The sequence below is a fragment of the Labilibaculum manganireducens genome, from assembly GCF_002843385.1.
Classification (GTDB): domain Bacteria; phylum Bacteroidota; class Bacteroidia; order Bacteroidales; family Marinifilaceae; genus Labilibaculum; species Labilibaculum manganireducens.
Window position 1 is genome coordinate 154,895 of sequence record NZ_MVDE01000003.1, and the last position, 25,380, is coordinate 180,274.

18 protein-coding genes are annotated in these 25,380 nt (G+C 36.0%); 12 read left to right on the plus strand and 6 right to left on the minus strand.

Features of this window, described 5'->3' with window-relative positions; genetic code table 11:
- Positions 1–10: 10 nt before the first annotated feature.
- Positions 11–1,963 (minus strand): polysaccharide biosynthesis protein, encoded by a 1,953-nt coding sequence (locus tag BZG01_RS03370; protein ID WP_101308417.1) that lies wholly within the window; start codon positions 1,961–1,963, stop codon positions 11–13.
- 1,456 nt (positions 1,964–3,419) lie between these two features.
- Complete coding sequence (locus BZG01_RS03375) at positions 3,420–4,655, minus strand: S-adenosylmethionine:tRNA ribosyltransferase-isomerase (RefSeq protein WP_143470820.1); 1,236 nt, start codon at positions 4,653–4,655, stop codon at positions 3,420–3,422.
- A gap of 162 nt (positions 4,656–4,817) precedes the next feature.
- Between BZG01_RS03375 and BZG01_RS03380 the strand changes: the two genes are divergently transcribed.
- Positions 4,818–5,846, plus strand: coding sequence for a Smr/MutS family protein (locus BZG01_RS03380; RefSeq protein WP_101308418.1), 1,029 nt, complete (start codon positions 4,818–4,820; stop codon positions 5,844–5,846).
- A 229-nt stretch (positions 5,847–6,075) separates the two neighbouring features.
- Here the strand turns inward: BZG01_RS03380 and BZG01_RS03385 are convergent, their stop codons facing one another.
- The 3 genes from BZG01_RS03385 to BZG01_RS03395 all read right to left on the minus strand — a co-directional run bounded on the left by BZG01_RS03385 (position 6,076) and on the right by BZG01_RS03395 (position 9,693).
- A complete protein-coding gene (locus BZG01_RS03385; protein ID WP_197092799.1) occupies positions 6,076–6,726 on the minus strand; it encodes a LysE family translocator in 651 nt (216 codons plus the stop codon).
- Between the two features lie 54 nt (positions 6,727–6,780).
- The gene (locus tag BZG01_RS03390) at positions 6,781–8,586 is read right to left on the minus strand and encodes a bifunctional lysophospholipid acyltransferase family protein/GNAT family N-acetyltransferase (protein ID WP_101308419.1); all 1,806 of its coding nucleotides are present in this window, start codon (positions 8,584–8,586) and stop codon (positions 6,781–6,783) included.
- A gap of 267 nt (positions 8,587–8,853) precedes the next feature.
- Positions 8,854–9,693: a histidinol-phosphatase HisJ gene (locus BZG01_RS03395; protein WP_101308420.1), complete on the minus strand. Its 840-nt coding sequence runs from the start codon at positions 9,691–9,693 to the stop codon at positions 8,854–8,856.
- Between the two features lie 201 nt (positions 9,694–9,894).
- Here BZG01_RS03395 and BZG01_RS03400 point away from each other — a divergent pair, with 201 nt between their 5' ends.
- The gene (locus BZG01_RS03400) at positions 9,895–11,730 is read left to right on the plus strand and encodes a YgiQ family radical SAM protein (protein ID WP_101308421.1); all 1,836 of its coding nucleotides are present in this window, start codon (positions 9,895–9,897) and stop codon (positions 11,728–11,730) included.
- Between the two features lie 101 nt (positions 11,731–11,831).
- Positions 11,832–12,560: a tetratricopeptide repeat protein gene (locus BZG01_RS03405; protein ID WP_101308422.1), complete on the plus strand. Its 729-nt coding sequence runs from the start codon at positions 11,832–11,834 to the stop codon at positions 12,558–12,560.
- Here BZG01_RS03405 and mnmL read toward each other — a convergent pair whose 3' ends face one another.
- A complete protein-coding gene (mnmL, locus tag BZG01_RS03410; RefSeq protein WP_101308423.1) occupies positions 12,561–13,514 on the minus strand; it encodes a tRNA modification radical SAM protein MnmL/YtqA in 954 nt (317 codons plus the stop codon).
- 309 nt (positions 13,515–13,823) lie between these two features.
- On the opposite strand from mnmL, the gene BZG01_RS03415 reads away from it, so the two are divergent.
- The 9 genes from BZG01_RS03415 to BZG01_RS03455 all read left to right on the plus strand — a co-directional run bounded on the left by BZG01_RS03415 (position 13,824) and on the right by BZG01_RS03455 (position 25,332).
- Positions 13,824–15,380: a DUF4301 family protein gene (locus BZG01_RS03415; RefSeq protein WP_101308424.1), complete on the plus strand. Its 1,557-nt coding sequence runs from the start codon at positions 13,824–13,826 to the stop codon at positions 15,378–15,380.
- A 150-nt stretch (positions 15,381–15,530) separates the two neighbouring features.
- Entirely contained in the window at positions 15,531–16,934 is a 1,404-nt protein-coding gene (locus tag BZG01_RS03420; protein ID WP_101308425.1) for a tetratricopeptide repeat protein, read from the plus strand.
- A 42-nt stretch (positions 16,935–16,976) separates the two neighbouring features.
- A complete protein-coding gene (locus BZG01_RS03425) occupies positions 16,977–17,915 on the plus strand; it encodes a polyprenyl-phosphate transporter (protein WP_101308426.1) in 939 nt (312 codons plus the stop codon).
- A gap of 1 nt (position 17,916) precedes the next feature.
- The gene (locus BZG01_RS03430) at positions 17,917–18,657 is read left to right on the plus strand and encodes a shikimate dehydrogenase family protein (protein ID WP_101308427.1); all 741 of its coding nucleotides are present in this window, start codon (positions 17,917–17,919) and stop codon (positions 18,655–18,657) included.
- 252 nt (positions 18,658–18,909) lie between these two features.
- The gene (locus BZG01_RS03435) at positions 18,910–21,270 is read left to right on the plus strand and encodes a DUF2339 domain-containing protein (RefSeq protein ID WP_101308428.1); all 2,361 of its coding nucleotides are present in this window, start codon (positions 18,910–18,912) and stop codon (positions 21,268–21,270) included.
- A 62-nt stretch (positions 21,271–21,332) separates the two neighbouring features.
- Positions 21,333–22,574: a DUF3999 family protein gene (locus BZG01_RS03440; RefSeq protein ID WP_101308429.1), complete on the plus strand. Its 1,242-nt coding sequence runs from the start codon at positions 21,333–21,335 to the stop codon at positions 22,572–22,574.
- Between the two features lie 84 nt (positions 22,575–22,658).
- Positions 22,659–23,234 (plus strand): helix-turn-helix domain-containing protein, encoded by a 576-nt coding sequence (locus BZG01_RS03445; protein ID WP_101308430.1) that lies wholly within the window; start codon positions 22,659–22,661, stop codon positions 23,232–23,234.
- Positions 23,235–23,320: 86 nt separating this feature from the next.
- Positions 23,321–24,808: a serine hydrolase domain-containing protein gene (locus BZG01_RS03450; protein ID WP_101308431.1), complete on the plus strand. Its 1,488-nt coding sequence runs from the start codon at positions 23,321–23,323 to the stop codon at positions 24,806–24,808.
- Between the two features lie 23 nt (positions 24,809–24,831).
- The gene (locus BZG01_RS03455) at positions 24,832–25,332 is read left to right on the plus strand and encodes a nuclear transport factor 2 family protein (RefSeq protein ID WP_101308432.1); all 501 of its coding nucleotides are present in this window, start codon (positions 24,832–24,834) and stop codon (positions 25,330–25,332) included.
- The last annotated feature ends 48 nt before the right edge of the window (positions 25,333–25,380 follow it).

Genomic DNA, 25,380 nt, shown 5'->3' on the forward strand with positions numbered 1-25,380 from the left:
CTCCGGATAATTATCGCAGCATCTCTTTGATTTCGGCCAAATCAATCAATCCAATCTGCTCTTTCCTGCGGATAATTTTTGCATCCAACTGTTCATAGATTGAATTCATTGATTTAAATTCAGGTACAATAGCCTTCATATGCGCAACAATCTTAAAATTATCATTTTCATCAAGCAATTCACAAAAATGGTTAATCAATAGTTCAACCTCTTCCCGTTCATAAGCCCGGACTTTTGCAATCATAATTCTAGGATGTTTAGTAGGTACTGTATTCTCTTTCACATTCAACAATTCCTCATACAATTTTTCACCCGGACGCAAACCGGTAAACTGAACATTTACATCAACACCTACCTTCAGTCCGCTTAATTTGATCATTTTGTAGGCCAAATCAACAATTTTCACAGAACGACCCATATCAAAAATAAAGATTTTCCCTCCTTTACCTATTGCACCAGCCTGCATCACCAACTGACAAGCTTCAGGAATCGTCATAAAATATCTGGTAATATCAGGATGAGTAACCGTAATAGGGCCACCTTTTTCAATCTGAGACTTAAACCGGGGAATTACAGAGCCATTTGAGCCCAGCACATTCCCAAATCTTGTTGTAATAAAATGTGTTTGTCCACCCGGGAAATTCATGCTTTGAGTATAAATCTCAGCAATTCTTTTCGATGCACCCATTACATTGGTTGGGTTCACAGCCTTATCGGTCGAAACCATTACAAAACGCTCCACACCATATTCCAATGATAAATCAGCAATGTTCCTGGTTCCAAACACATTTGTTTTTATGGCCTCGGAAGGATTGTTCTCCATCATTGGCACATGCTTATAAGCCGCTGCATGATAAACCAATTGAGGCTTGAAGATTTCAAACATTTTACGCGTTCGTTCCAAATCACGCACGTCTCCAATAACAATCTCAAAATCATAAAAATTGAACTCTTCCTTTAATGACAATTCAATATCGTATAAGGGTGATTCTGCCTGATCAAACAAAATAATGCTCTTGGGACGAAAACGTGCTACCTGACGCACCATTTCACTCCCAATAGATCCGGCAGCACCGGTTACCAAAACCGTTTTGCCACTCACCTGACTGTCTATTTCATCCCAGTCTAATTTTATGGGTTCACGCTCCAACAAATCCTCTATTTTAATGGCCCGGATCTGCTTCACACTCAACTCGCCGTTCACCCAGCTTTCAAATTTAGGAACCTCCCAAACTTTCACATTTTTATTCAGGCATTTTTCAATCACATCCTGACGTTCATCAACACTTAAATCTTTTTTGGCAATAATAACCTTATCGATTTCCTGCTTTTCCAACAATCTATCTAAGTCATTCGGACTATAAATTTTTATGTTTTCTAATTTACTCCCGACTTTTTTGTTGTTGTGATCGATAAATCCAACAATTGTACTATTGATATCTTTTCCACTATCCAGTGCGTGTTTTGCCATAATACCAAACTCATCGCTGCCATAAATCAGTATGTTTTCCCGAATTTTAGAATAAGTTAAGTATCTAAAATAAAGAGCCTTAAAAATAATACGACTGCTGGTCATCAAAAAAACCATTGATATGTATTCTATAATCAAAATAGAAAACGGAAGCAGGTAAACGCCGTTCAGAAAATAGTAGCTCAATCCGTTTGTAAGAACAAACAGTAAAGATCCCAGGGAAATCACCATGAAAATACGTTCGGCATCTTTAGCACTTGTGTACCGGACAATTCCTGCATAAGTTCCCCCAATCAGAAAACTAATAGCTCTCACCAACAAAACCAAAGGAATAACAAACTTCGCGGAACTCAGATTAACACTCTCAATATTAAAGTTGAAACGTAATAAGTAAGCGGCAGAAATTGAAGCCAGCCCGATAAACAAATCAATTAGAAAAACGATCCAACGAGGAGTGTTGTGATCGAAGACACTAATTTTAGATAAATTCATAGATATTGGTTTTATATGTAGTAGTGTGTACAATAAATACTGAGTACAAAAATACTTCCTTATTTTACTAAAAGCAACTGTCAAAGTTGCCATTTTTACTTTTTATCATTTTTTACAGCCCATTCACATGCAATTATAATCTTTTAATCCATAGCCCCTCAAAACTATATGATTACATAAAACGCAAAGGGTTGCGTAAAAGTTTCAAAAAAAAACGCAATACATTCATTTTAAATCCGTTAAAACAACACCCGGTAATATTTACAACATGACGATTGTACCATCCCTTCTTTTGACCGTTTTGCCATTCATTTTCCCTGCTTCACCTTCCCTGCAACAGCTAAAGCAGTTGACAATGCATTCGATTAACATGGACAAAAGCCACATAACATTTAAAACCATAAAACTGCAATTGGCTTTTTTTGACCTTTCAAGACCTTTCCAGACTTTTGAGACCCTTCCAGACTTTTCAATCCTCAGACACCCCTCTCCCTGTCGGGATCTCCCCTTAAAATGGGAGAATTGCTGCAATAAACCTTTTCAGACAACATTGGGATACTGTCCTCTTTTTTATTTAATCTAAATGGTATACTTTTCAATTGAAATAAACAACTAAAACCATAAAACTGCAATTGACTTTTTTTTGACTTTTCGCCCCTTCTACTTTTCAAGATACTTCTTCTCCAACCGCAAAATCCGAGAGGTAATTCAATCCCATGCTTCTTTTTACATTACATCTTGTGGCGCAGAATAAGATCTTGTTTCAAAGAATGATTTTCACCTGCGCCAATTTGTTATGTCCCATTCTTATCCCGGGGTGGCATTCGCTTCGGTCATTTACCCCGGGCTATTCATATTTGAGCCCTTCAGGCTCCGATAAAATAAGCAATCTCTTTATCTATCTCACTCTTGTTGACCTTTTTCACTTTTCAAGACTTTTGAGACCTTTCCAGACTCTTCCAGACTTTTTCAATCCTCAAACACCCCTCTCCCTGTCGGGATCTCCCCTGAAAATGGGAGAATTGCTGCAATAAATCTTTTCACACCACAGCTAAAGCAGTTGGCAATACATGAATTCACAAAGCACATATCTTCCCAAACGGTGGATCAAAGCCACACAGCATTTAAAACCATAAAACTGCAATTGACTTTTTTTCGACTTTTCGACCTTCGACTTTTCAAGATACTTCTTCTCCAACGGCAAAATCCGAGAGGTAATTCAATCCCATGCTTCTTTTTACATTACATCTTGCGGCGCAGAATAAGATCTTGTTTCAAAGAATGATTTTCACCTGCGCCAATTTGTTATGTCCCATTCTTATCCCGGGGTGGCATTCGCTTCGCTCATTTACCCCGGGCTATTCATATTTGAGCCCTTCAGGCTCCGATAAAATAAGCAATCTCTTTATCTATCTCTTGTTGACCTTTTTGACTTTTCAAGACTTTTGAGACTCTTCTATCCCCTCATCAGTAGCGAGCTGTCACCATAACTCAGGAAACGAAAATCATTATCCAGCGCGTACTGATATATTTCCTTCCATTTATCACCAACAAGCGCCGAAATTAAAAGAAGCAAGGTACTTTGTGGTTGATGAAAGTTTGTCACCAAACCCGAAATAACTTTAAATTCATATCCCGGAGCGATAATAATCTGAGTCGCGACATTAAATAAAGTCAAACCTTTCTCCTGCATATAGCTGCAAATTGCCTGATACGATTCCTGCCTGCTGTAATTAGCCGGTAACTGATAAGCCTCCCACTGTCCCAGCAAATGAGGATTTTCCTTTTGGGTCAGAATTTTAACACCCATCCAATACAAACTCTCCAAACTTCGCACAGATGTTGTGCCCACCGCAATAATTTGTCCGCTAAGCTTTATTATATTTTGAATACTCTCAAGGGTAACCTGAATATGTTCTGTGTGCATTTCATGATCGCCTATCTGCTCCGATTTTACAGGCTTAAACGTTCCGGCTCCAACATGCAGTGTCAATTCTTCCCGATTTATTTTTTTTGCTTCCAGGTGGGAAAACACATCCTCAGTAAAATGCAGTCCTGCTGTTGGCGCCGCCACCGAGCCTTCGTATTTTGAATAAACGGTCTGGTAGCGAAGCAAATCTGTTGCTTCCGTGTCACGATTTAAATAGGGGGGAATTGGAATTTTACCGGTTTGTTCCAACACTTCACTAAAACTCAGATCCGGATGATTCCACGAAAAAAAGATCTCCTGAGCTCCTTCCAATGCCTCCTGCTTCTCTGCTTTCAGAAAATACTCCTTATCCTCAACATAGAAAGGCATTTTTAATACCCCGGACTTCCATTTTCGCGCATTTCCTACTATACATTTCCAGGATGAAGAACCACATGCCTGAAAAGCCAGGTTGTAATCAGCCGGCTTCAAGGGCTCCAGGCAGAATATTTCAATTCGTGCTCCTGTTTCCTTATGAAATATCAATCGGGCCTGAATCACTTTGGTATTATTAAATACCATCGTAGTTCCAGAGGCAATCTCCGAAGGTAAATTCTCAAATACAGATTCCGAAATCAATCCGTTTTTGTAAATCAGTAATTTTGACAAATCCCTGTTCGCTAAAGGGTGTTTGGCAATTCTTTGATCGGGAAGATCGTAAGTGAAATCTGAAATTTGAATTTGCCTGGCATCCAAACTATTTATATTGATATTACAATCCATCTATTTCTTAATTAATCAAGCTTTATTCCTAATAAAAAGGGGGCTTTGCCTTTTGATCGGCAAAAATAGCTAACTTTGTCGGGAATCAAAAACCTGTTGACTATTTTAGATTTCTAAAGTCGAAACGAATGCTCAAACAGTCAACTCAAATTAGATAATCTGATGCAAATAAATACAGGAGATAAAGTCCGGTTTTTAAATGAAACAGGTGGTGGTATTGTCACCCGAATAATTGATGCTAAAACTGTTATGGTTTTAAACGACGAGGATGAATTTGAGATTCCAAGTCTGAAAACCAATTTGGTTGTGATTGAATCGGTAAATACAGGAACTTCCCCTCAATCCAAACAAAGTAATTCTTCAAGTTCAGGTTCCTCATTACCATCAAAGAAACAAGCACTATTTGTTGAAAAAGAGGAAGTTTACGCTGCTTTTGCCCCCAAGGAACCGGCCACCCAATCGGAAAGCCCGTTGGAACTATTTTTAATTAACGATACCAATCAAATTCTTTTGTACACTTTCTGTGATGAAAAAGGAAATGGACTGGAAGGGATAACCGCCGGAACTCTTGATCCTAAATCAAAAATTCTTTTATCAGAATACGAAATAAAAGACCTGAACGTATTGACCTGCTGTCATTTTCAAATCATTTTTTATCAGCAAGGAAAATGCTCTCCTAAAAAACCTTTGGATCGTACGCTCAAAATTCAGGCTGTAAAATTCCACAAATCTTCAAGCTATAAGGATACTGCATACTTTCATCAGGAAGTGATACTTTACAAACTTACAGGTGAAAATCTGGAGCAAAAAATAAAAGAACTAAGCAATAAAGATTTCCAACAGGCAATTCGTGAAAAAGAAGATTCAGAAAAAGTAAAACCAACACCAAAAAACAATAATTCTGATGATAATTTAATCGAAGTTGACTTACACATTAATGCATTAATTGACTCTGTAACAGGATTATCAAATGCTGACATCCTTGAATTTCAACTTAATAAATTTCATGAGGTATTGCGTCAGAACCAATATGAGAAAGGCAAAAAAATTGTATTTATTCATGGTATCGGCAATGGTACATTAAAGCAGCATGTTCATAATGAACTCAAAAGAAAATACAGAAAACATTATTCTCAAGATGCCTCTTTTAAAGAATATGGATGGGGAGCAACCATGGTTACAATAAGATAAAAAGTCTTAAAAGGTCTGGAAAATCCGAAAGATCGAAAAGTCTTGAAACCAAAAGCTTATTGTAATAATAAGCTCAGAATTAAATTGCCGCGTGGCTTTAGCGGGGATAGTATTGAAAGGGAAAATATTTTTTCACTGCCTCTTTACCTGTGGATTAAAAAAAGAACTAAATAAAAAAAAAGACGCAAATGCGTCTTTTTTTTATATTCTGATACCGCCTTGAGTAATTTTAAGTATGTATAAAGGATTTGATTGGCTCGAAACAGGCCAGAAAAGCAAGAAATCCTAATGCCGCAATTACAATTCCCGAAATTTTATTGATCCAAAATAATTGTTTTAACCTGAATTTCTTGCGGAAAATATTAATAATGGTCGACAAGGTATACCACCACAAAGCTCCTCCCAACAGCACACCTAAAATCAAGAACAATTCAATTCTCAAAGTCGGATTGCTTCCAAAGATAGATGCTCCGGCAAAAACTGCAACAAAAACAAAAACTGCAATCGGGTTCGATGCTGTAAGAAAAAATATAGAAACAAAGTCACCCAACATTCCCTTTTTACCCGTTTTCTTTGCCCCTCTAATCTGCTTTATAGGGTTTGTAAGGAAGATTCGCAACCCTACATACACCAGAAAAATACTACCGATTAACTGCAGGTAGAATTCCTGTGTTTTAATAAAACTAAGCACCATTCCCAAACCAAAAGCGGCAACTGTAGCATAAAACATATCTGCAACAGCAGCACCCAGACCCGAAATAAAACCGGCCAAGCGACCTTTCTGAATGGTTTTTTGAATAATTAACACCCCTATCGGGCCTAATGGTATCGAAACCATTAATCCCACAACTATTCCTTTAAATAAATATTGAAAATCCAACTACTAAATCTTTTTCAGTTAACAAAATTGCTTGCAAAGGTGGTAAAATATATGCTAAAATCTGACATCTTCCGATGAAAATCTTTTCATAATGGTGTCATCATTGAATTCCTTCGACAATGATTCAATCACTTTAATTGGCACATCAAACAAATCAACTACGATTAAACCATCCAGACAATCATTAAAATTTGGGTCTATATTAAACCCCACAATCCTGGCGTTCAGAGAAATATATTTTTTAAGAAGTACCGGCAATTTATCATTCGTTATCTCAAAATCACCAATTAACTTATCTAGCTTATTAATATCATTCTTAGCCATTTCCAATAAAATATCCACATCCAGATCTTTTATTTTGACCTTAAACTTCTTTCTTGATTTAATGTACTGTCCTAAATCGTAATTGAAATAATTCCGCATAATAAATTTAATGATCAAATCTTTCGACAAATCAGAATACTTATTGCTGATACTCACAGGTCCTATCAAATAACGTGACTGAGGATTCTTGAGTAAGAAATACAAAATCCCTTTCCAAAGCAAAAATAAAGGCATTGGCTTTTTTTGATATTCCTTCACAATAAATGAACGCCCCAACTCCAATGATTCATGAAGAATAGGCTGGAATTTTTTGCTCATACGGAACAGGCTCTGCAAATAAAAGCCTTTCAATCCATACTCCGAAAGAATTTCATTTCCCTTGCCAACACGATAGGCACCTACTATCTTTTTCAGTTCCTCATCCCAAATAAAAAGCTGATGATAATACAAATCATACTCATCAACATCAATCCCCAGATTTGTTCCTTCACCAACTTCCCGAAAGGTAATTTCCCTTAATCGCCCAAGTTCGGTCAACACATGTGGCAACTTAGAAGAAGGTGCACAATACACAGTAAAATTACTGCTTTTAAACAGCAAGTATTCCTGAGGAAGACTCTCCACCTCACTTTGAATAATCTCCGGGTTTACAGGAGGTACAATATCTTCAACCTTTGCAATTTTTTCCTTGCGTTTGAATTGATAAAACTTTTTTACCTCAATTGGAGTCCCCAGCATATAAGTCTTTGCGCGCAAAAACCGACCATACTGATTGATATCTGTAAATCCTTTCTGATCTTTTACCGAAATTGGATTTCCAATACGGATCCGAACCGTTTTATTCTTTTTATTTAATAACTCTGATGGCAATTTCACTGTTCGAAGTGTAGGATGAATCATTCCCAGCAAATGGAATATCAAACTATTGCTTCCCTGAAAATAAATAGGCACAACAGGTACTTCAGCTTTCTTAATAAACTTAAGAATAGATGGCTGCCATTGCTTATCGGTAATATTATTTGTGTGGGACTGATAAGACGAAACCTCTCCTGCAGGAAATATTCCCAATGGAAAACCACCGCTTAGATGACGAAGCCCTTCTTTAATACCTCCGGTACTGGAAGCTACACCCTTTCTTTCCTCAAAAGGATTTACACCCAAAAAATAATCTTTTATGGGCTCAATCTTTTTCAGTAAGAAATTAGCCATTGCCTTAAACTCAGGGCGTACCATACAAATCAGCTTAATCAGAATTAAGCCGTCAATTCCTCCAAACGGATGATTTGATATTGTAATGAACGGACCTTCTTTGGGAATACGCTTTAATTCTTCCTCGTCAAATTCGAATTTAATCCCTAAATCGTCTAGCAACGCATCAATAAAATCAATGCCATCCTTACCACAATTTGCCGAATACAAATCATTCAATTTATTCAATCGAAGAATATACATCAACAATTTGGCAAAACTTTCCCCACCAAACCAGCTAAGGCTCTCATTTGCCTTTAATAAATCTTTTGGATCAACCAACTTCATATGTCAATACGTTCTAAAAAGGTTGTCCCGACAAATATCGGGAGTGACAAACTAAATCAATTAACATCTTTAACAAGACTGTATCATGAATCAGTATTTATCTATGTTTTTTTGTTTCAAAGTCATTACTGTTTTCGAAAAAGCCCGCATTATTCAGACCCGCTAACCAAACCAAAAGTATCAGACCTTTTCAACCGGATAAAAATAGTATTATTTATCAATACTCCAGTCCTATATTCAATTAAAAAACTTAATAATTACTGTTAATTACAAAGTCTGATCGAACCAGCCCCCATTAACAAAAACACGAACCGACTCAAATCCAATATCTTTGAGCAGACTCACAGCTAAATCGAATCCTGAAACTAATTCATCCACATGATGAGCATCGGTACTGATTGTAACAGGTACCGCATATTTTTTACATTCTCTCAAAAAATACAAACCGGGAAAAAATGAATCACACTTTTTCTTGTAAATCCCTCTGGTATTGACTTCAACAATAGTACCGGAATTCTTAATCACTTTAATTGTCTCATCCAGTAAATCAACATACCATTTTTCATTTTCAGAAAAAAAACGGCCTTTATTGTTCATTTTTACCTTATCTACATGCCCAACAATGTCCGGCTTTTGAGTTTCAATCATTTCAATTACCTGATTGTAATAGGCAGTAACTGCTTTTTGCGCATCCCCGTCAAACAAAACCTCAATACCATGAATATAATTTGTATCCGGTCCATCGAGAAACCAATATTCAGAATCAGATTTAGCTTTCACCAAATGTACTGAACCGATTGTATAATCTAACCCAGCCTCTTTTTTCAGCTCCTTAAAAGATTTTATCACTTCAGGAATATAGTCAATCTCCAGAGACAGGTAAATTTGTATTTTAGACCGGTACTTTTGCTTCAATCCCTCCACTTCAGCTGAATACTTCTTTAAGCTTTGCAATGGCATACTCCATGGTTCATTTTGCACCAATGGCGCATGAGAAGAAAAACCAACTGCACTCAACCCAAGATCTATAGCTCGTTCAACAAATTCTTCCGCTGTGTTTTTACCATCGCAAAAGATCGTATGAGTGTGGTATGAAAAATAATTCATTTGTCAGATTTTAGTAAGGCAAAGATACTTCAAGACACCAATATCACAAAATCCCTTTTCAAATATGCATCAATTGTCCGGCTTTAATCAAACAACAAAAGAAGCTTTTTATTATCCGTTGAAAATTTATTATTTATTGGGATGAGAATCCTTCTTTAAAATCTTTATAAATAATACTATCTTTGCAATAATTTAAGACATATGACTGAGAGCAACAAATTACACATAGATAAATGGCTTCCTACATCAGCTAAGGAAGTAAAAGAAAGAGGTTGGGAAGAATTGGATGTAATTCTATTCAGCGGTGATGCCTATATTGATCATCCTTCGTTTGGAGCGTCTGTTATAGGAAGAGTTCTGGAAAACGAAGGCTTGAAAGTTGCCATCGTACCACAACCAAACTGGCGTGATGATTTGCGCGACTTTAAAAAACTGGGACAGCCTAAATTATTCTTCGGTGTAACCGCGGGGAATATGGATTCGATGGTGAATCATTATACTGCCAACAGAAGATTACGGCATGATGATGCGTATACTCCCGATGGCAGACACGGCCAAAGGCCTGATCGTCCCACAATAGTTTATTCTCAGATTCTGAAAAAACTATACCCTGACACCCCCATATTAATTGGAGGAATTGAAGCTTCGTTAAGGAGAGTAACTCATTACGATTACTGGGATAACGAACTGAAACCAAGCATCCTTTGCGAAAGCAATGCCGATTTACTGGTTTATGGAATGGGCGAAAAGCCATTAAAGGAAATTGTTCGCCTGACAAAAAAAGGTGTACCATTTTATTCTTTGACTAATATTCCACAAACGTCTTTTCTTGTTGCCCAGGATGAAGTTTATCCTACAAAAAAAACATGGCAGGATCAGAAACTCTATTCACATGAAGATTGCCTGAACGACAAGAAAAAATTCGCAAGTAACTTTCGCTACATTGAGATGGAATCGAATGCTATGATGGCAAAGAAACTCACTCAGGACTATAAAGATCAGACCATTGTTGTGAATCCTCCGTACCCGGTGATGAACGAAAAGGAAATGGATGAAGTTTACGATCTTCCCTATACCCGATTGCCGCATCCGCGATACAAAGACAAAAAGATTCCTGCTTTTGATATGATTAAATTCTCGGTAAACATGCACAGAGGATGTTTTGGAGGCTGTTCATTCTGTACCATATCTGCTCATCAGGGAAAATTTATTGCCAACCGATCTGAAAAATCGATATTGAAAGAGGTTGAAAACATTACAAAGATGCCCGATTTCAAAGGTTATCTTTCTGATTTAGGAGGCCCTTCTGCCAATATGTACCAAATGAAGGGGATTTTCGAATCTATTTGCAAAACCTGCAGAAGACCTTCGTGCATCCACCCGGATGTTTGTCCAAACCTGAACACCAATCATCAGGCAATGCTTGACATTTACAAAAAGGTTGATCAAGTTCCAGGAGTTAAGAAATCGTTCGTTGGCAGCGGAATTCGTTATGATCTTATTCTACATCAAACTAAAGATGATAAAATAAATAAATCGAACCGGGAATATGCCACCGAATTGATTAAAAATCATGTGTCGGGAAGATTAAAAGTTGCTCCGGAGCATACTTCCGATGATGTTTTGAATATGATGAGAAAACCATCCTTTAATTTATTTTACAAACTGAAGGCTTTGTTCGATGACATCAACAAAAAAGAAGGTTTGAACCAACAATTAATTCCATACTTCATTTCAAGTCACCCGGGAAGTCAACCAACCGATATGGCCGACCTTGCCGTGAAAACAAAAGAACTTGATTTTAAACTGGAACAAGTTCAGGATTTCACCCCTACACCAATGACGGTTGCTACAGTAATCTACTACTCGGGTTATCACCCTTATACTTTAAAGAAAGTATTTACGGCAAAAAGTGAAAAGGAGAAGTTATCGCAGCGGAAATTTCTATTCTGGTATAAAAAAGAGTATCGGGAAGCTATAAAAACTGAATTAATAAAAATGGGCAAAAAAGATATGCTGACCAAACTTTTCAAATAGTTAAGCAACTATTAACAGATATTCATAACAAATATGAAGAGGTTTGAAAACCTCTTCTATTTATTTGCGTATATTGGAGAAACCAACTCTAACTACTTTGCATGACTAAATTTTACTTACGAACTACTGCAGTTGTCATTCTGGTCATTCTCGTTTTTATTGTCTTCGGATGCAACAAAAACAGGGAAGACAGAGCTAATGAGAATGCCATTGAATTAATGGGAAAACAGAAATACGCCGAAGCAATTAAAGAATTTTCCACAATTGTTAAAGGCGATAAAAACTACCTTCCAGCCTATTACAACAGAGCAATATGTTACTCTTTTCTTAATAAGAACAGAGAAGCAATTAATGATTTGAATTTTGTAATCTCGAAACAAAAATTCGATGAGGAGGCCTATTTAAACAGAGCAATTCTCTTTGAAAACCAAAAGAAATATGAGGATGCTATTAAAGACTACACTCATCTGCTCACCATAAATCCCCGAAATAGTAAAGCACTGCATTTTCGAGGCATTTGCAAGTACTACATTAAAGATTACTCCGGAGCAGTAACTGACTATAATCTAGCAATAAAGTACGGACTAAACTCTTCGGGTGTTTACTACAACATAGCTGTTGCGCTTGATTGTTTGGAACAATACCCTAAGGCAATAAAATATTACGACAAAGCAATAAAAATTGACGCAAAATTGGAGCGGGCCTACTTCGCCCGGGGAATTGCCAATTTGAAAAACGGCAACAAAGAAGCAGCTATCGCCGACATTAAACAATCAGAAAAATTAGGTTTCAAGAAAGCTGCTCACGTGCTCAAGGAAATTATTGGTTGATTATTCAATCTCCTTAAATAATTTTCCCTGCCAAGAATCTCTTTCCACCAATCTCTTGTCCAGTTTATCTACAAATTCGAAATTTTTGACCCCCCATTTAGGCGCGATCAGCCATCCTTTTGGTGCCTGATTTATAAATCGTTCCAAACTCACTCCTGGATTGATTCTCTCAATTACATCGACAATAAAATCCAAATACTCTTCCATTTCGAACAAGTGGAATTTCTCAGGTTCCACTTCATATTCTTTGGCCATTATTGTATTATTTAGAATTTGCAGCTGATGCATTTTAAGCGTATCAACCGGTAAATTTGACAACTTCACAGCATGCTCAATCATCATCTGAGGTGTATCGAACGGAAGGCCGTTTACCAAATGAGCACCAATGTGAATTCCACGACCCGAAGTTCTCATTATGGTTTTCTCTGCCTCCTGATAGGAATGTCCGCGATTTATAGCTTCCAAAGCACGGTTATTCAACGATTCGACACCATACTCAATACTGATATAATTATCTTTTGCCAATTCTTCCAAATAACTTAAAAGAGAATCAGAAACACAGTCGGGACGGGTACCAATAACCAAACCAACTACTTTCTCGTGAGACAAAGCCTCCTCATAAATTTGTTTTAAATGATCAAGTGATCCGTAGGTATTTGAATAAGCCTGAAAATAAGCCAGATAATACTGAGCTTTGTATTTGGTATTGAAGAAGTCTATTCCCAGTAAAATCTGCTCTGTAACTGTTTTTTTAGGACTACAGTAAGCTGGATTAAAACTATTGTTATTGCAATATGTACAACCACCTACACCTTTGCTCCCGTCGCGGTTGGGACAAGTAAAACCAGCATCTATTGATATTTTTTGAATTCGTTCCGAAAACCGTCTTTTAAATGAACTTGGGAAATCATTATATCTCTTATTGTTTCCCCACTTAAATTGCTTATTTGTCATACCTCTTCGAATTTATCGTAAAAATACAAAAGAAATTGATTCCAGTAAATTGATTGACATTAATTGGAATTCATCAAGATAAGCTGCAGACTTAAAAATCAAACAGAAAACAAAGTTAAAATGCAGTTGTATAGGTTTTTTACAAATATTACTATAATATTGAAACAGTAAATCTCCCACTATATTTGTATTTTTACATGCAAAACTGCAAAGCATTGCATAAGTATTTTTTTTATTTAATAGAATGAGCATTTCATTTATTGAAAGTATTCTTTATATTGCCTTTGACACTTTATTAAAACTTTAAACATGTTTTCAAAACAAGACCAATCTCAATTCAAGGCCAAAGCCATTGATATTAAAACCATTGAAGAACAATTAAATAACTTCAAAACTGGTTTTCCTAAAATGAAATTGAAGAAGCCTGCCACAATTGATGACGGAATAATGCAAATTTGTGATGATGAACAGGATATTTATCAAGAAGTATTTACGGCACATGCCAAAAGCCTTTCATTGCTAAAATTTGTTCCTGCTTCGGGTGCAGCTACAAGAATGTTTAAATCGCTGTACGATTTTTTGAACACTTATCAGGACACGGAAGACGAATATCTAAAATTCCTTTGTAACAAGGGACCGGAAACCATGTTTAACTTCTTTGACAGAATTGAAGATTTTGCTTTCTATGGAGATCTTCGAAATATTGTTTCGGAAAACAATATGGATTTGGAAAAGATGATTGATAAAAATCAATTCAAACAAATCCTGGCCATGCTCCTAACAAAAAAAGGGCTTAATTATGCCAGTCTTCCTAAGGGACTGCTGAAATTCCACAGGTACAAACATTTTTCCAGAACAGCTTTTGAGGAACATTTGGTTGAGGCGCTAAATTACGCTAAAAACTCCAAAGGAGATGCCCAAATTCATCTTACCGTATCAGAAGATCACAAAGAACTATTTGAAGATCGTTTAGACAAAACCAAGGAAACTTTTGAAGAAAAATATAACGGCAAACTAAATGTTGCTTACTCTGTTCAGAAATCCTCTACCGACACCATTGCTGTTGATACAAACAATGAACCTTTCCGAAACGAAGATGGTACAATACTATTCCGTCCGGGTGGACATGGTGCTTTAATTGAAAATTTAAACGAGCTGAATGCTGATATTGTTTTCATTAAAAACATTGATAATGTTGTTCCTGATCGTTTAAAGGAAATTACTTACAAATTCAAGAAGGTTTTAGCAGGTATTTTATTGGAACGCCAGTCATTTATTTTTGACTATTTAAAAATTTTGGAAGAAGACAAAGACATTTCGCAAAATACTCTTGATGAAATGCTTGCCTTTTTAGAAGATAAACTTTGCACAAAAGCGCCTGCAAGTCTTAAAATTGAAGATCCTGAAAAACTGAAGAAATACCTGTTTTCCAAATTCAACCGTCCTATTCGTGTCTGCGGAATGGTTAAGAACGAAGGTGAACCTGGTGGAGGACCATTTTGGTCAAGAAATTCAGATGGATCTGTATCTCTTCAAATTGTTGAAGGATCGCAAATTGACAAACAAGACGTTCGACAAACAAATATTTTTGAACGTTCTACGCACTTTAATCCGGTAGATTTGATATGCGGTATTAAAGACTATAAAGGAAATAAATTTGATCTTCCTTTGTTTGTTGATAAGCAAACTGGTTTCATCTCTCAAAAATCACACAATGGCAGTGATCTGAAAGCAATGGAATTACCAGGTTTGTGGAATGGTGCCATGTCTGATTGGAATTCTGTATTTGTTGAAGTCCCAATTGCAACTTTTAATCCTGTGAAAACAGTATTTGACTTACTTAGAATTGAACACCGCAATTTATAATTAACAACGGCCTCCTTGCAAGAGGCCGTTTGTTTTGGGCAAAACCCAATAAAAACAGAAATAAGGATTAACTTTTGTTAATATCTTACATCTTGAATATTTTAAAATTAATCCTATTTTTGCAGTGCAATAATCATTTTAATTTGATAGATGATAGAGAATACAGAAAACTATCTTGATGATGATGCGCTTACTTTGGTAGGCCGGTTCGAAGAAATGATTAAAGCTGAGACGCTTTACTACTTCGATGTTCATGAATTTGAAAGCATTATTGATCACTATATTGAGAAGGGCAATCTGTTGGAAGCTGTTAAAGTTTCTAACATTGCTAACAGACAGCACCCCGGTGCTATTTCTCTCCAAATTAAAAAAGCTCAGATTTTAGTTGATCGGGAACAGCATCTCGAAGCACTTTCCATTTTAAAGAATATACAGGGTATTGAATCTTCAAACAAGGAGATTCTTCTACTTAAAGGGAACATATATAACCATATTGGAAAACCTGAGCTTGCAAAAAAACAATTCGATAAAGCTCTGCAGGTCAGTTACGAAAATCGTGAAGATTTACTTTTCAGAATTGCGCTTGCTTTCGAGCAATTGAGTCAATTCGGCCTTGCGATAGAATATTTGGAAGAAGCACTGGAATTAGATGAAGAAGATTCGGAAGTTCTTTTTGAATTGGGTTATTGTTATGAGAAAATTGGCGAGGATGATCAAAGTATCATGGCTTATGAGCAATTTTTAGAGCTAAACCCATTCTCCGACAACGCCTGGTACAATCTGGGAATCATTTTTAACCGCATGGGGAATTTCCCAAAAGCTGTTGAGGCCTACGAATTCACACTGGCAGTAAATGATCAACATAGTAAAGCCTATTTTAACAAAGCCAATGCTCTGGCTAATCAGGGACTTTTCGAAGAAGCAATAAAATGCTACACCGAATATCTTGAGTTTGATGATGATCATGCTTCAACCTATTCCTATATTGGCGAATGTTTTGAGAAAATGGACGAATACGAACAAGCCTTAATCAATTACGAAACAGCCATTAAAACGGATGAGAATTTAGCAGATCCCTGGTTTGGAATGGGATTAATTCTCATGTATCAGGATAAAATTGATGAGTGTTTGGTTTATCTTGAAAAAGCTAAAAATCTGGACGATACAAATTCAGACTATTGGTTTGCCTTGGGATCGGCTTACGCCAGAGCCAATTCGCCTCAAAAAGCAGTTCAGGCATTTAGAGAGGCTATTGATCTGGATCCTTACGATACCACTTATCCAATAACTCTCGCTGAATATTATCATCAAAATGAAAATGAAGAAACCGCTATTGATGTGTTGTTGGAAAGTCTTGCCCAGACCCCAAACTGTCCTCAATTACTAAGTAATTTAGCTGCTTACTATGCAATTACGGGTGACATCAAATCTTCGGAACATTATATCAGACAAGCCATCGATATCGATTCTGAAAACATTAACGACATCTTTATTCAGTTTCCTGAATTGAAGAAAAATAAAATCTTCACCAAACTAATCAAAGCAAATCAATAATTGTATTTGAAACCAGTAAAGTAAGCGCAACAAAATTATACTATGCCCAGAAAAATGAAAGACTACCTTCTTATTGCCTTTAAAGGAATGGGAATGGGAGCAGCAGATGTTGTACCAGGAGTTTCCGGTGGCACAATCGCATTTATTACCGGTATTTACGAGGAATTAATTAACAGCATAAAATCCATTAACGGAAATGCGGTAAAACTTCTCTTTCAATTTAAATTCAAAGAATTCTGGCAGGCAATTAACGGAAACTTTCTATTGGCATTGATCTTCGGAATTTTCCTAAGCTTTTTATCATTGGCTAAGCTGATTAAGTATTTTCTCGCCGAACAGCCTATTTTAATCTGGTCTTTCTTCTTTGGGTTGATTGTTGCATCTGCAATTGTTATTGCCCGTAAAATAACGGAGTGGAAACTACGCACTATTATAGCAATGCTTATTGGTATCGGAATTGCCTACATGGTAACTGTTGTTACTCCGGCAGAAACACCCACTTCCTACTGGTTTCTTTTTCTTTCGGGAGCATTGGCAATTTGTGCGATGATTTTACCTGGAATATCAGGCGCCTTCATATTGCTCCTTTTGGGAAAATATGAATACATCCTAAATGCCATCAGTTCTTTTAAACTGGATGTTGTTGCAGTGGTTGGTGCGGGAGCTGTGATAGGCCTCTTAAGTTTCTCAAATCTGCTAAGCTGGCTGTTAAAAAAATACCACAACATGACTATCGGTTTGCTTTCCGGATTCATGATCGGATCTTTAAATAAAGTTTGGCCTTGGAAAAACACAATCTCCACCTTTATTGACCGGCACGGAATTGAAAAACCATTGCTGCAGGAAAATATACTGCCAAATACATTCGCAAATATTTCTGAACAAGATTCACAATTGATATTTGCAGTTCTTTTGGCCATTGCCGGATTTCTATTAATTTGGATGATGGAAAAATTTTCTCCGGAATCTAAAACAGAATAATATGGATACATTCGGAATTCTTGGTTTCCCTTTGGGACATTCTTTTTCAAAAAAATACTTTACGGATAAATTTACGGAAGAAAACATAGATGCTTCTTTTTTAAATTTCGAACTTTCCAATATTCAAGATTTCCCTGCTATATTGGAGCAACATTCCGACTTAAAAGGATTCTGTGTTACCATTCCTTACAAACAGGATGTAATTCAATTCCTCGATGATATTGATCCTTTGGCAGAAAGAATTGGTGCTGTAAATTCCGTACAAATTATCCGTGAAAATGATCAGTTTAAATTAGTTGGTTACAACACCGACATACACGGATTTACTGAATCGTTGCGTGTTTTTTTGGATGGAGCGAAACCAAAAGCATTAATTTTAGGAACTGGCGGGGTTTCAAAAGCTGCAGCCACAGCATTGGAAGAAATGGATATTGAATACCAATTTGTATCCAGAACTGCTTCTGACAAATGCATAAGCTACGAGATGCTTTCCCCCGAAATCATAAACAATTGTCATTTGATAGTGAATTGTACTCCGTTGGGAACTTTCCCAAAAGATGATACCTGTCCGGATATCCCATACGAACACCTTACAAAAGATCATTTTCTGTACGATGTTGTTTACAATCCTGCAGAGACTCTTTTCATGAAAAAAGGAGCAGAAAAAGGAGCTAAAACTCATAATGGTTTAAAAATGCTTCACTTACAAGCCGAAAAAAGCTGGGAAATTTGGAATAGATAACTCAAAAAATATCACATTCCATTCCTTGGCATTGTAAATTCACAAAACAATTCGTCATAATATTATTTGATCAAATATTGGGTTTGTGCGACAGCTGCATTAAAACATACATTTTGTTTATGTAGAATGCTTTTCATAAATTCACGAGCTAAAGTAAACAATTCCTTAATCAGGCAAACTAAAAATTTCCAATTTTGGATATTTACAATTCAACAAGGAATTATATTTGCAATACTTATGTAAGTAGATCATATGTCAGACAATAAAGACAAAATAAATCAGCTTTTCGAGATACAAGAAAAGCTTCATAAAAAACAAGAGGCTCTGTCGAATGAAATTAGTGAATTACGACATGAATTAATTCGATTAAAGAGTGCTGAAGCAAAACCTCTTGCAGATAAAGAAGAGACGCAGATTTTGAATGAAAATCTTCTTGATGATCTGAAAAACATCGCATCTCCAGCAACGCAGGAGAAACCCAAAATTGAGACTGCAAAAACAATTGTCACCCCTCCTGCAACCAATCAACCTCCAAAATCGAAATCCGATCTTGAGAAATTTATTGGTGAAAATCTGATCAATAAAATTGGGATTGCCATTACCATTATCGGTGTGGCGATAGGTGCCAAGTACTCCATCGACAATGATCTTATCAGCCCTTTAACAAGAATAATCCTGGCTTATTTAACCGGAATTGGTCTGTTGGGTTTTGGAATAAAACTAAAAGCGAAATATGAAAATTACAGCGCCGTTCTGGTGAGTGGTGCCATAGCAATTCTATATTTTATTACCTATATGGCCTACAGTCTGTACGATCTGTTTCCGCAGGCATTTGCTTTTATTCTGATGCTGATTTTCACCGTATTCACAGTTGTTGCTGCGATTAATTACAACAAGCAGGTAATTGCTCATATTGGTTTGGTGGGAGCATACGCAGTTCCCTTCCTGCTAAGTGACGGCTCAGGAAAAGTGGCTGTACTTTTTACCTACATGACCATTATTAACATTGGCATTCTTTTCATAGCATTCAGGAAGTACTGGAAGGCATTGCATTATTCTTCTTTCGTGCTTACCTGGTTGATTTTCTATTCCTGGTTCCTGGGAAAATACGAAACCAGTGAACACTTTGTACTGGGAAGCAGCTTTCTAACCGTATTCTTCGCGATCTTTTATTTGTTGTTCCTTGCTTACAAATTGGTTCGGAAAGAGAAATTCAACAAAGGCAATTCTCTGCTTCTTGTATCCAACTCCCTTATCTTTTTTGGTCTGGGATATTCTATATTATCGCTTCACGAAACAGGACAACATTTATTAGGATTATTCACTCTTATCAATGCTGTTGTTCACAGTATTGTCAGTGTAATTATCTACAAACAAAAGCTTGACGACAAAAATGTTTTCTATTTGATATCAGGTTTAGTTCTCACATTTATCACCATCGCATTTCCTATTCAGCTAGACGGAAATTGGGTAACTTTATTATGGGTCAGTGAAGCCGCTCTGCTCTTTTGGATTGGCCGAACTAAAAAAGTTTCTATTTACGAAGCAATGTCTTACCCTTTAATGACACTTGCCTTCTGTAGTATTTTGCAGGATTGGACCACCATGTATAACACCTACCTTGTGGCTGATCCGGAAACCAAAATCACTCTGTTTCTTAATGTTAATTTTTTGAGTTCATTGCTTTTTATTATTTCATTTGGGTTTATCAACAGATTGAACAGCAATATCAAGTATCCGACTTTATTAGGCTCATGGCTAAAGGTCACCAAACTATTATCCTATGCCATTCCTGTTATTCTCGTATTTACGCTTTACTATTCAATCCGATTGGAAATTGGCAATTACTGGAATCAACTAATTAAGGAATCGGCATTAAGCATTCAGGCAACCGGAGAGGAATATGCCAGCTACTATAACAACTACGATTTAAAAGAATTTAAAACGATCTGGATCATCAATTATTCCTTACTGTTTTTTTCAGTTCTTTCTTTTGTGAATATCAGGAAATTAAAAAACAAAAATTTAGCTTATGCCGGTATTGGATTAACAACGATAACTTTGGTCGTATTTTTAACCCAAGGATTGTACTCCCTAAGTGAATTAAGAGAAAGTTATCTTACTCAAAGTTTATCTGAATATTATCACCGGGGAACATTCAATATCATTATCAGATACATCTCATTAGCCTTTGCTGCAATTGCACTGACAAGTATATTTCTTCATGTAAAGGAAGAATTTAATGCAAAAAGGTACAGAATAGCATTTGAATACCTGCTTAGCACCTCCATTCTATGGATATTTAGCAGCGAGTTGCTTAATTGGATGGACATAAGCGGATCAACTCAATCCTATAAACTTGGCTTAAGCATACTTTGGGGTTCCTATTCATTACTCCTGATTGCCTACGGCATCTGGAAAAACAAGAAACATTTGCGAATTGGCGCTATCGGATTGTTTGCACTTACATTGGTAAAGCTCTTCTTTTACGACATCTCGCAATTGAGTACAATAGCAAAAACCATCGCATTTGTTTTATTGGGAATACTTCTTTTGATTATTTCGTTCCTGTACAACAAATACAAGAGCAATATGACTGAGGAAGAAATCTAAAGCAAAGAACACAATTTATTTCAGCTGGTTTTACTCAGACATACTAATAAACTTACACTCCCATGAAAATTAAGATCTGTTTCCTTCTGTTACTTTTTGCATTCTCCAATTCCTTTGGCCAGCAGAATAATTTCAACTACAAAAGAGAAATTATTGGTACAAACGATCAATGGCACAAACTGGAACTACCGAATGAAATTTTCGGGAAGATTTCCCCAAACCTGAACGATATTAGAATTATTGGCATCTCTGAGCAAAATGACACGCTCGAAGCACCGTACATTATACATTCCACCGAAGATCAAATAAAAAATGTAAATGTTGACTTTAAATTATTGAATCAATCGAGGGATAAAAACGGCTATTACTTCACCTTTAAAGTTCCCACCTCCAATTCAATAAATCAAATTCAGTTAAATTTCGAACAGGAAAATTTCGATTGGAAAACAACTCTTGAAGGAAGTCAGGATCAACAAAATTGGTATACTCTTGTCGAGGATTACAGAATACTATCCATTAACAATGCACACACCAATTATCAGTTTTCGAAACTTAATTTTCCAAATGCCAATTATGGTTTTTACAGAATAGGAATCAAAAGCGGGGAAAAACCTAAGCTGGAAAGTGCGGCATTATTTCTTAAAGAGATTGTAAAAGGAAAATCCCGCAATTACCAAATAAAGAAAATCAACACCATTGAGAATAAAAAGCGCAAACAGACTGAGCTTGATATCGATTTGGGTTCTCCTGTTTTGATAAATAATCTTAAAGTAAATATTCTCGAATCATTTGATTATTACAGACCCGTTCACATTCAGTATGTAACGGATAGTACCAAAACTGAACTTGGATGGAAATACAACTATCAAACCCTTGCTTCGGGCACGCTCAACTCCATTGAAAAAAATGAGTTCAAATTCAGCAATACAGTTGCTCAGCATGTAAAAATCATCATCAAAAATTCAGACAATGAAGCGCTTACCATTAGCAATGTTGAAATAGGAGGCTCTGTTTATGAGTTACTGGTTCGATTTTCGAAACCCGCGAAGTATTTCCTTTATTATGGAAATACCAATGCCCGAAGACCAAATTATGACATTTCCCGATTTTCAGACAACATCCCTAAATCGATAACAACACTTGCCCTTGGTGATGAAAAAATAATTACAAAATCGGAAACACCTAAATCGGAACCACTTTTTGCCGATGAAAAATGGTTGTGGGCGGTTATGGCTCTAATCATACTAATTCTTGGAGGCTTCACTCTAAAAATGATTAAAAAAACGGACGAAAGAGAAGTTTAAATTTCACTTGATAGCTAATAGAAAAAATTACAATTGAACGGAAAGAAAACCACCATACCCGCGAAACGTTTTTAAAACAACAGAATGTCCAAACTTAAAAATATAAGAGAACAGCAAAATCTTACTCAAGAAGAATTATCGAAGAAATCCGGTATTTCAGTAAGGACAATTCAGAGAATTGAAGCAGGAACAGATCCAAAAGGATACACACTTCGAGTTTTAGGAGAAGCATTAGGCGTCCAGGAAAAAGAATTGCGAAGCAAACAACCCGGAATTGAAAACAAAGAAGATAGTAACGAAAAAACAACACCAAAGGAAGAAGACAATTTATTAAATTACTCATCAATAAAGTTAGTCAACCTTTCTTCCTTGCCATTCATAATTCTTCCTCCTTTAAATATTCTTGTTCCGCTTATATTAATGTTTGCAATGAAATTGAAGAACCCCATAACAAAACAAATTATTTCGCTACAAATAATGTGGACAATCATAGCCCCCATTGTGTTTATGTTAGGTATTTTCACAAAGTCCGGACATAACTTTACTTTAATACTTTTGATTCTTTTGATTCTTTCAAATGTTTATTTCGTTCTTAGAAATGCAGTTGAAATAGACAAAAGAAAAAAGCTGTATTACAGCCTGCATTTCAATATGATATAAAATTGTCGGGTTTTTGACAGGTTATTGTCAGGGAGATTTTAATGACAGAATAAATTTGCTTTTGATCTTTGTGATAAAAAACAGACATGGCAAAATATATTTTATTAAGCTTCATTTTTACGATCACTTTCATTGTAAAGACCCAGGCACAGGTTGCTAAAAATTCAGACCTATACAAAATCATCCTCTCAAAGGACAGTTTGCTTTTTAATGTAGGCTTCAACACTTGCGACATTTCACAGTTTGAAAACCTGCTAAGTGAAAAGTTTGAATTCTTCCACGACAAAGACGGGATTTCCGATAAAAAGAAATTTCTCAATGATTTACAAAATGGATTGTGTGGAAATCCATCCAACTATCAGGCAAGAAGAAAACTCTTGCCCAAAAGCACTGAAATTTATGCTCTTTACAACAAAGGAAATCTTTATGGCGCAATTCAAGAGGGTGTGCATCAGTTCTTTGAAAAACAACTAAATAAACCTGAGCAATTTGGGAGTTCAGCTAAATTTACTCACGTTTGGCTTATAGAAAATGACGAATGGAAACTCACAAAATCGTTGAGTTACGAACATCAGGTAAAACAGCTTTCCTCTTCAAAATCAATTTTTGATAATGACAAAGAAATAGAAAAATGCTTAGCGGAAAACAAAGTTCCTACCCTGGGGATCGGCGTAATTAAAAACGGAAAACTTCAACAGGTAAAAGTGTTTGGAGAACTCAATAAAGGAACAGCAGCACCATACAATACTATATTTAATGTGGCTTCACTGACCAAACCTATAACTGCAATGGTTACTTTAAAATTAGTGAGTTTAGGCAAGTGGAATTTAGATGAACCGATTCATATATATTGGACAGACCCAGATGTTTCAAAAGACCCAAATAGCAAATTGCTTACTACCAGACATATTTTAAGCCACCAAACAGGTTTTACCAATTGGCGTGGAAATAACAAAGATGGAAAATTACATTTTGAATTTACACCAGGAACGAAATATCAATATTCAGGAGAAGGTTTTGAATATTTGAGAAAAGCGTTGGAAGCAAAATTCCATAAATCACTTAACCAATTAGCAAGCGAATTAATTTTTACTCCTTTGCAAATGACCGACACCAAATATTTTTGGGACAATGAAACAGACAGTTTAAGATTTGCAACAGGTTATAACAATAAAGGAGTTGCTTATGAAACAGAAAAAAATAAAACTGCAAATGGTGCAGACAATTTATTGACAACCATTGAAGATTATGGAAAGTTTTTGACCAGTGTAATGAATAGCGAAGGATTGACCCAAAAAGTTTTTGACGATATGACTACAAATCAAGTCGAAACCAAAAACAGCAAGCATTTTGGCTTGGGTTTTGAAATTTACGATTTAGGAAATGGAGAATATGCTTTGTCTCACGGAGGTGCTGACAAAGGTGTTCAAACTATTGTGTTTATCTTCCCTAAAACAAAACAAGGTCTTTTAATTTTTACGAATGTGGATGATGGCTATAAAATTTATCAAAAACTTTTAACTCACTATTTGGGTGAAAACGGACAAAAAATAATTGATATCGAAACAAAATAAAACTATAACAAACATAAAAAATAATGAAATACTTTAAGACTATAATTATACCGCTGTTAACACTTATCACACTATTGGCAAGTTGTAGTACAACAAAAAAACCAATGTATCGTTTGACAAAAAATTATAAGCCAGACAACCAACAACTATACGACACTATAGTTAAATTAGACAGTATTTTTTTTGAGGCTTATAATACCTGCAATTTGAATCTTGACAAGTATGGTACTTTCTTTTCAGAAAATATTGAATTTTATCATGACCAAGGAGGAGTAATGACATCAAAACAAGACATAATTTCTGCAACCAAAAAAAATATTTGTGGAAAAGTAACAAGAGAACTAGTTAAAGGAAGCATAGAAGTTTATCCTGTTAAAGACTTTGGAGCAATTGAAATAGGTTTGCAAAAATTTCATAATAATCAAGAACCAATTGGGACACCTTCAAAAGTAGGACGTTTTTTAATTGTGTGGGAAAACAAAAATAATGAATGGAAAATAAAGCGGGTTGTAAGCTTGCATTAGGTTTGGAAATGGAGAATATGATTTATCTAACGGAGGTGCTGACAAAGG

Bases quoted from the DNA above. Each gene is read 5' to 3' on its own strand.
- BZG01_RS03370 (WP_101308417.1), bottom strand. From the start codon at position 1,963: ATGAATTTATCTAAAATTAGTGTCTTCGATCACAACACTCCTCGTTGG.
- BZG01_RS03375 (WP_143470820.1), bottom strand. From the start codon at position 4,655: ATGGATTGTAATATCAATATAAATAGTTTGGATGCCAGGCAAATTCAA.
- BZG01_RS03380 (WP_101308418.1), top strand. From the start codon at position 4,818: ATGCAAATAAATACAGGAGATAAAGTCCGGTTTTTAAATGAAACAGGT.
- BZG01_RS03390 (WP_101308419.1), bottom strand. From the start codon at position 8,586: ATGAAGTTGGTTGATCCAAAAGATTTATTAAAGGCAAATGAGAGCCTT.
- BZG01_RS03395 (WP_101308420.1), bottom strand. From the start codon at position 9,693: ATGAATTATTTTTCATACCACACTCATACGATCTTTTGCGATGGTAAA.
- BZG01_RS03400 (WP_101308421.1), top strand. From the start codon at position 9,895: ATGACTGAGAGCAACAAATTACACATAGATAAATGGCTTCCTACATCA.
- BZG01_RS03405 (WP_101308422.1), top strand. From the start codon at position 11,832: ATGACTAAATTTTACTTACGAACTACTGCAGTTGTCATTCTGGTCATT.
- mnmL (WP_101308423.1), bottom strand. From the start codon at position 13,514: ATGACAAATAAGCAATTTAAGTGGGGAAACAATAAGAGATATAATGAT.
- BZG01_RS03415 (WP_101308424.1), top strand. From the start codon at position 13,824: ATGTTTTCAAAACAAGACCAATCTCAATTCAAGGCCAAAGCCATTGAT.
- BZG01_RS03420 (WP_101308425.1), top strand. From the start codon at position 15,531: ATGATAGAGAATACAGAAAACTATCTTGATGATGATGCGCTTACTTTG.
- BZG01_RS03425 (WP_101308426.1), top strand. From the start codon at position 16,977: ATGCCCAGAAAAATGAAAGACTACCTTCTTATTGCCTTTAAAGGAATG.
- BZG01_RS03430 (WP_101308427.1), top strand. From the start codon at position 17,917: ATGGATACATTCGGAATTCTTGGTTTCCCTTTGGGACATTCTTTTTCA.
- BZG01_RS03435 (WP_101308428.1), top strand. From the start codon at position 18,910: ATGTCAGACAATAAAGACAAAATAAATCAGCTTTTCGAGATACAAGAA.
- BZG01_RS03440 (WP_101308429.1), top strand. From the start codon at position 21,333: ATGAAAATTAAGATCTGTTTCCTTCTGTTACTTTTTGCATTCTCCAAT.
- BZG01_RS03445 (WP_101308430.1), top strand. From the start codon at position 22,659: ATGTCCAAACTTAAAAATATAAGAGAACAGCAAAATCTTACTCAAGAA.
- BZG01_RS03450 (WP_101308431.1), top strand. From the start codon at position 23,321: ATGGCAAAATATATTTTATTAAGCTTCATTTTTACGATCACTTTCATT.
- BZG01_RS03455 (WP_101308432.1), top strand. From the start codon at position 24,832: ATGAAATACTTTAAGACTATAATTATACCGCTGTTAACACTTATCACA.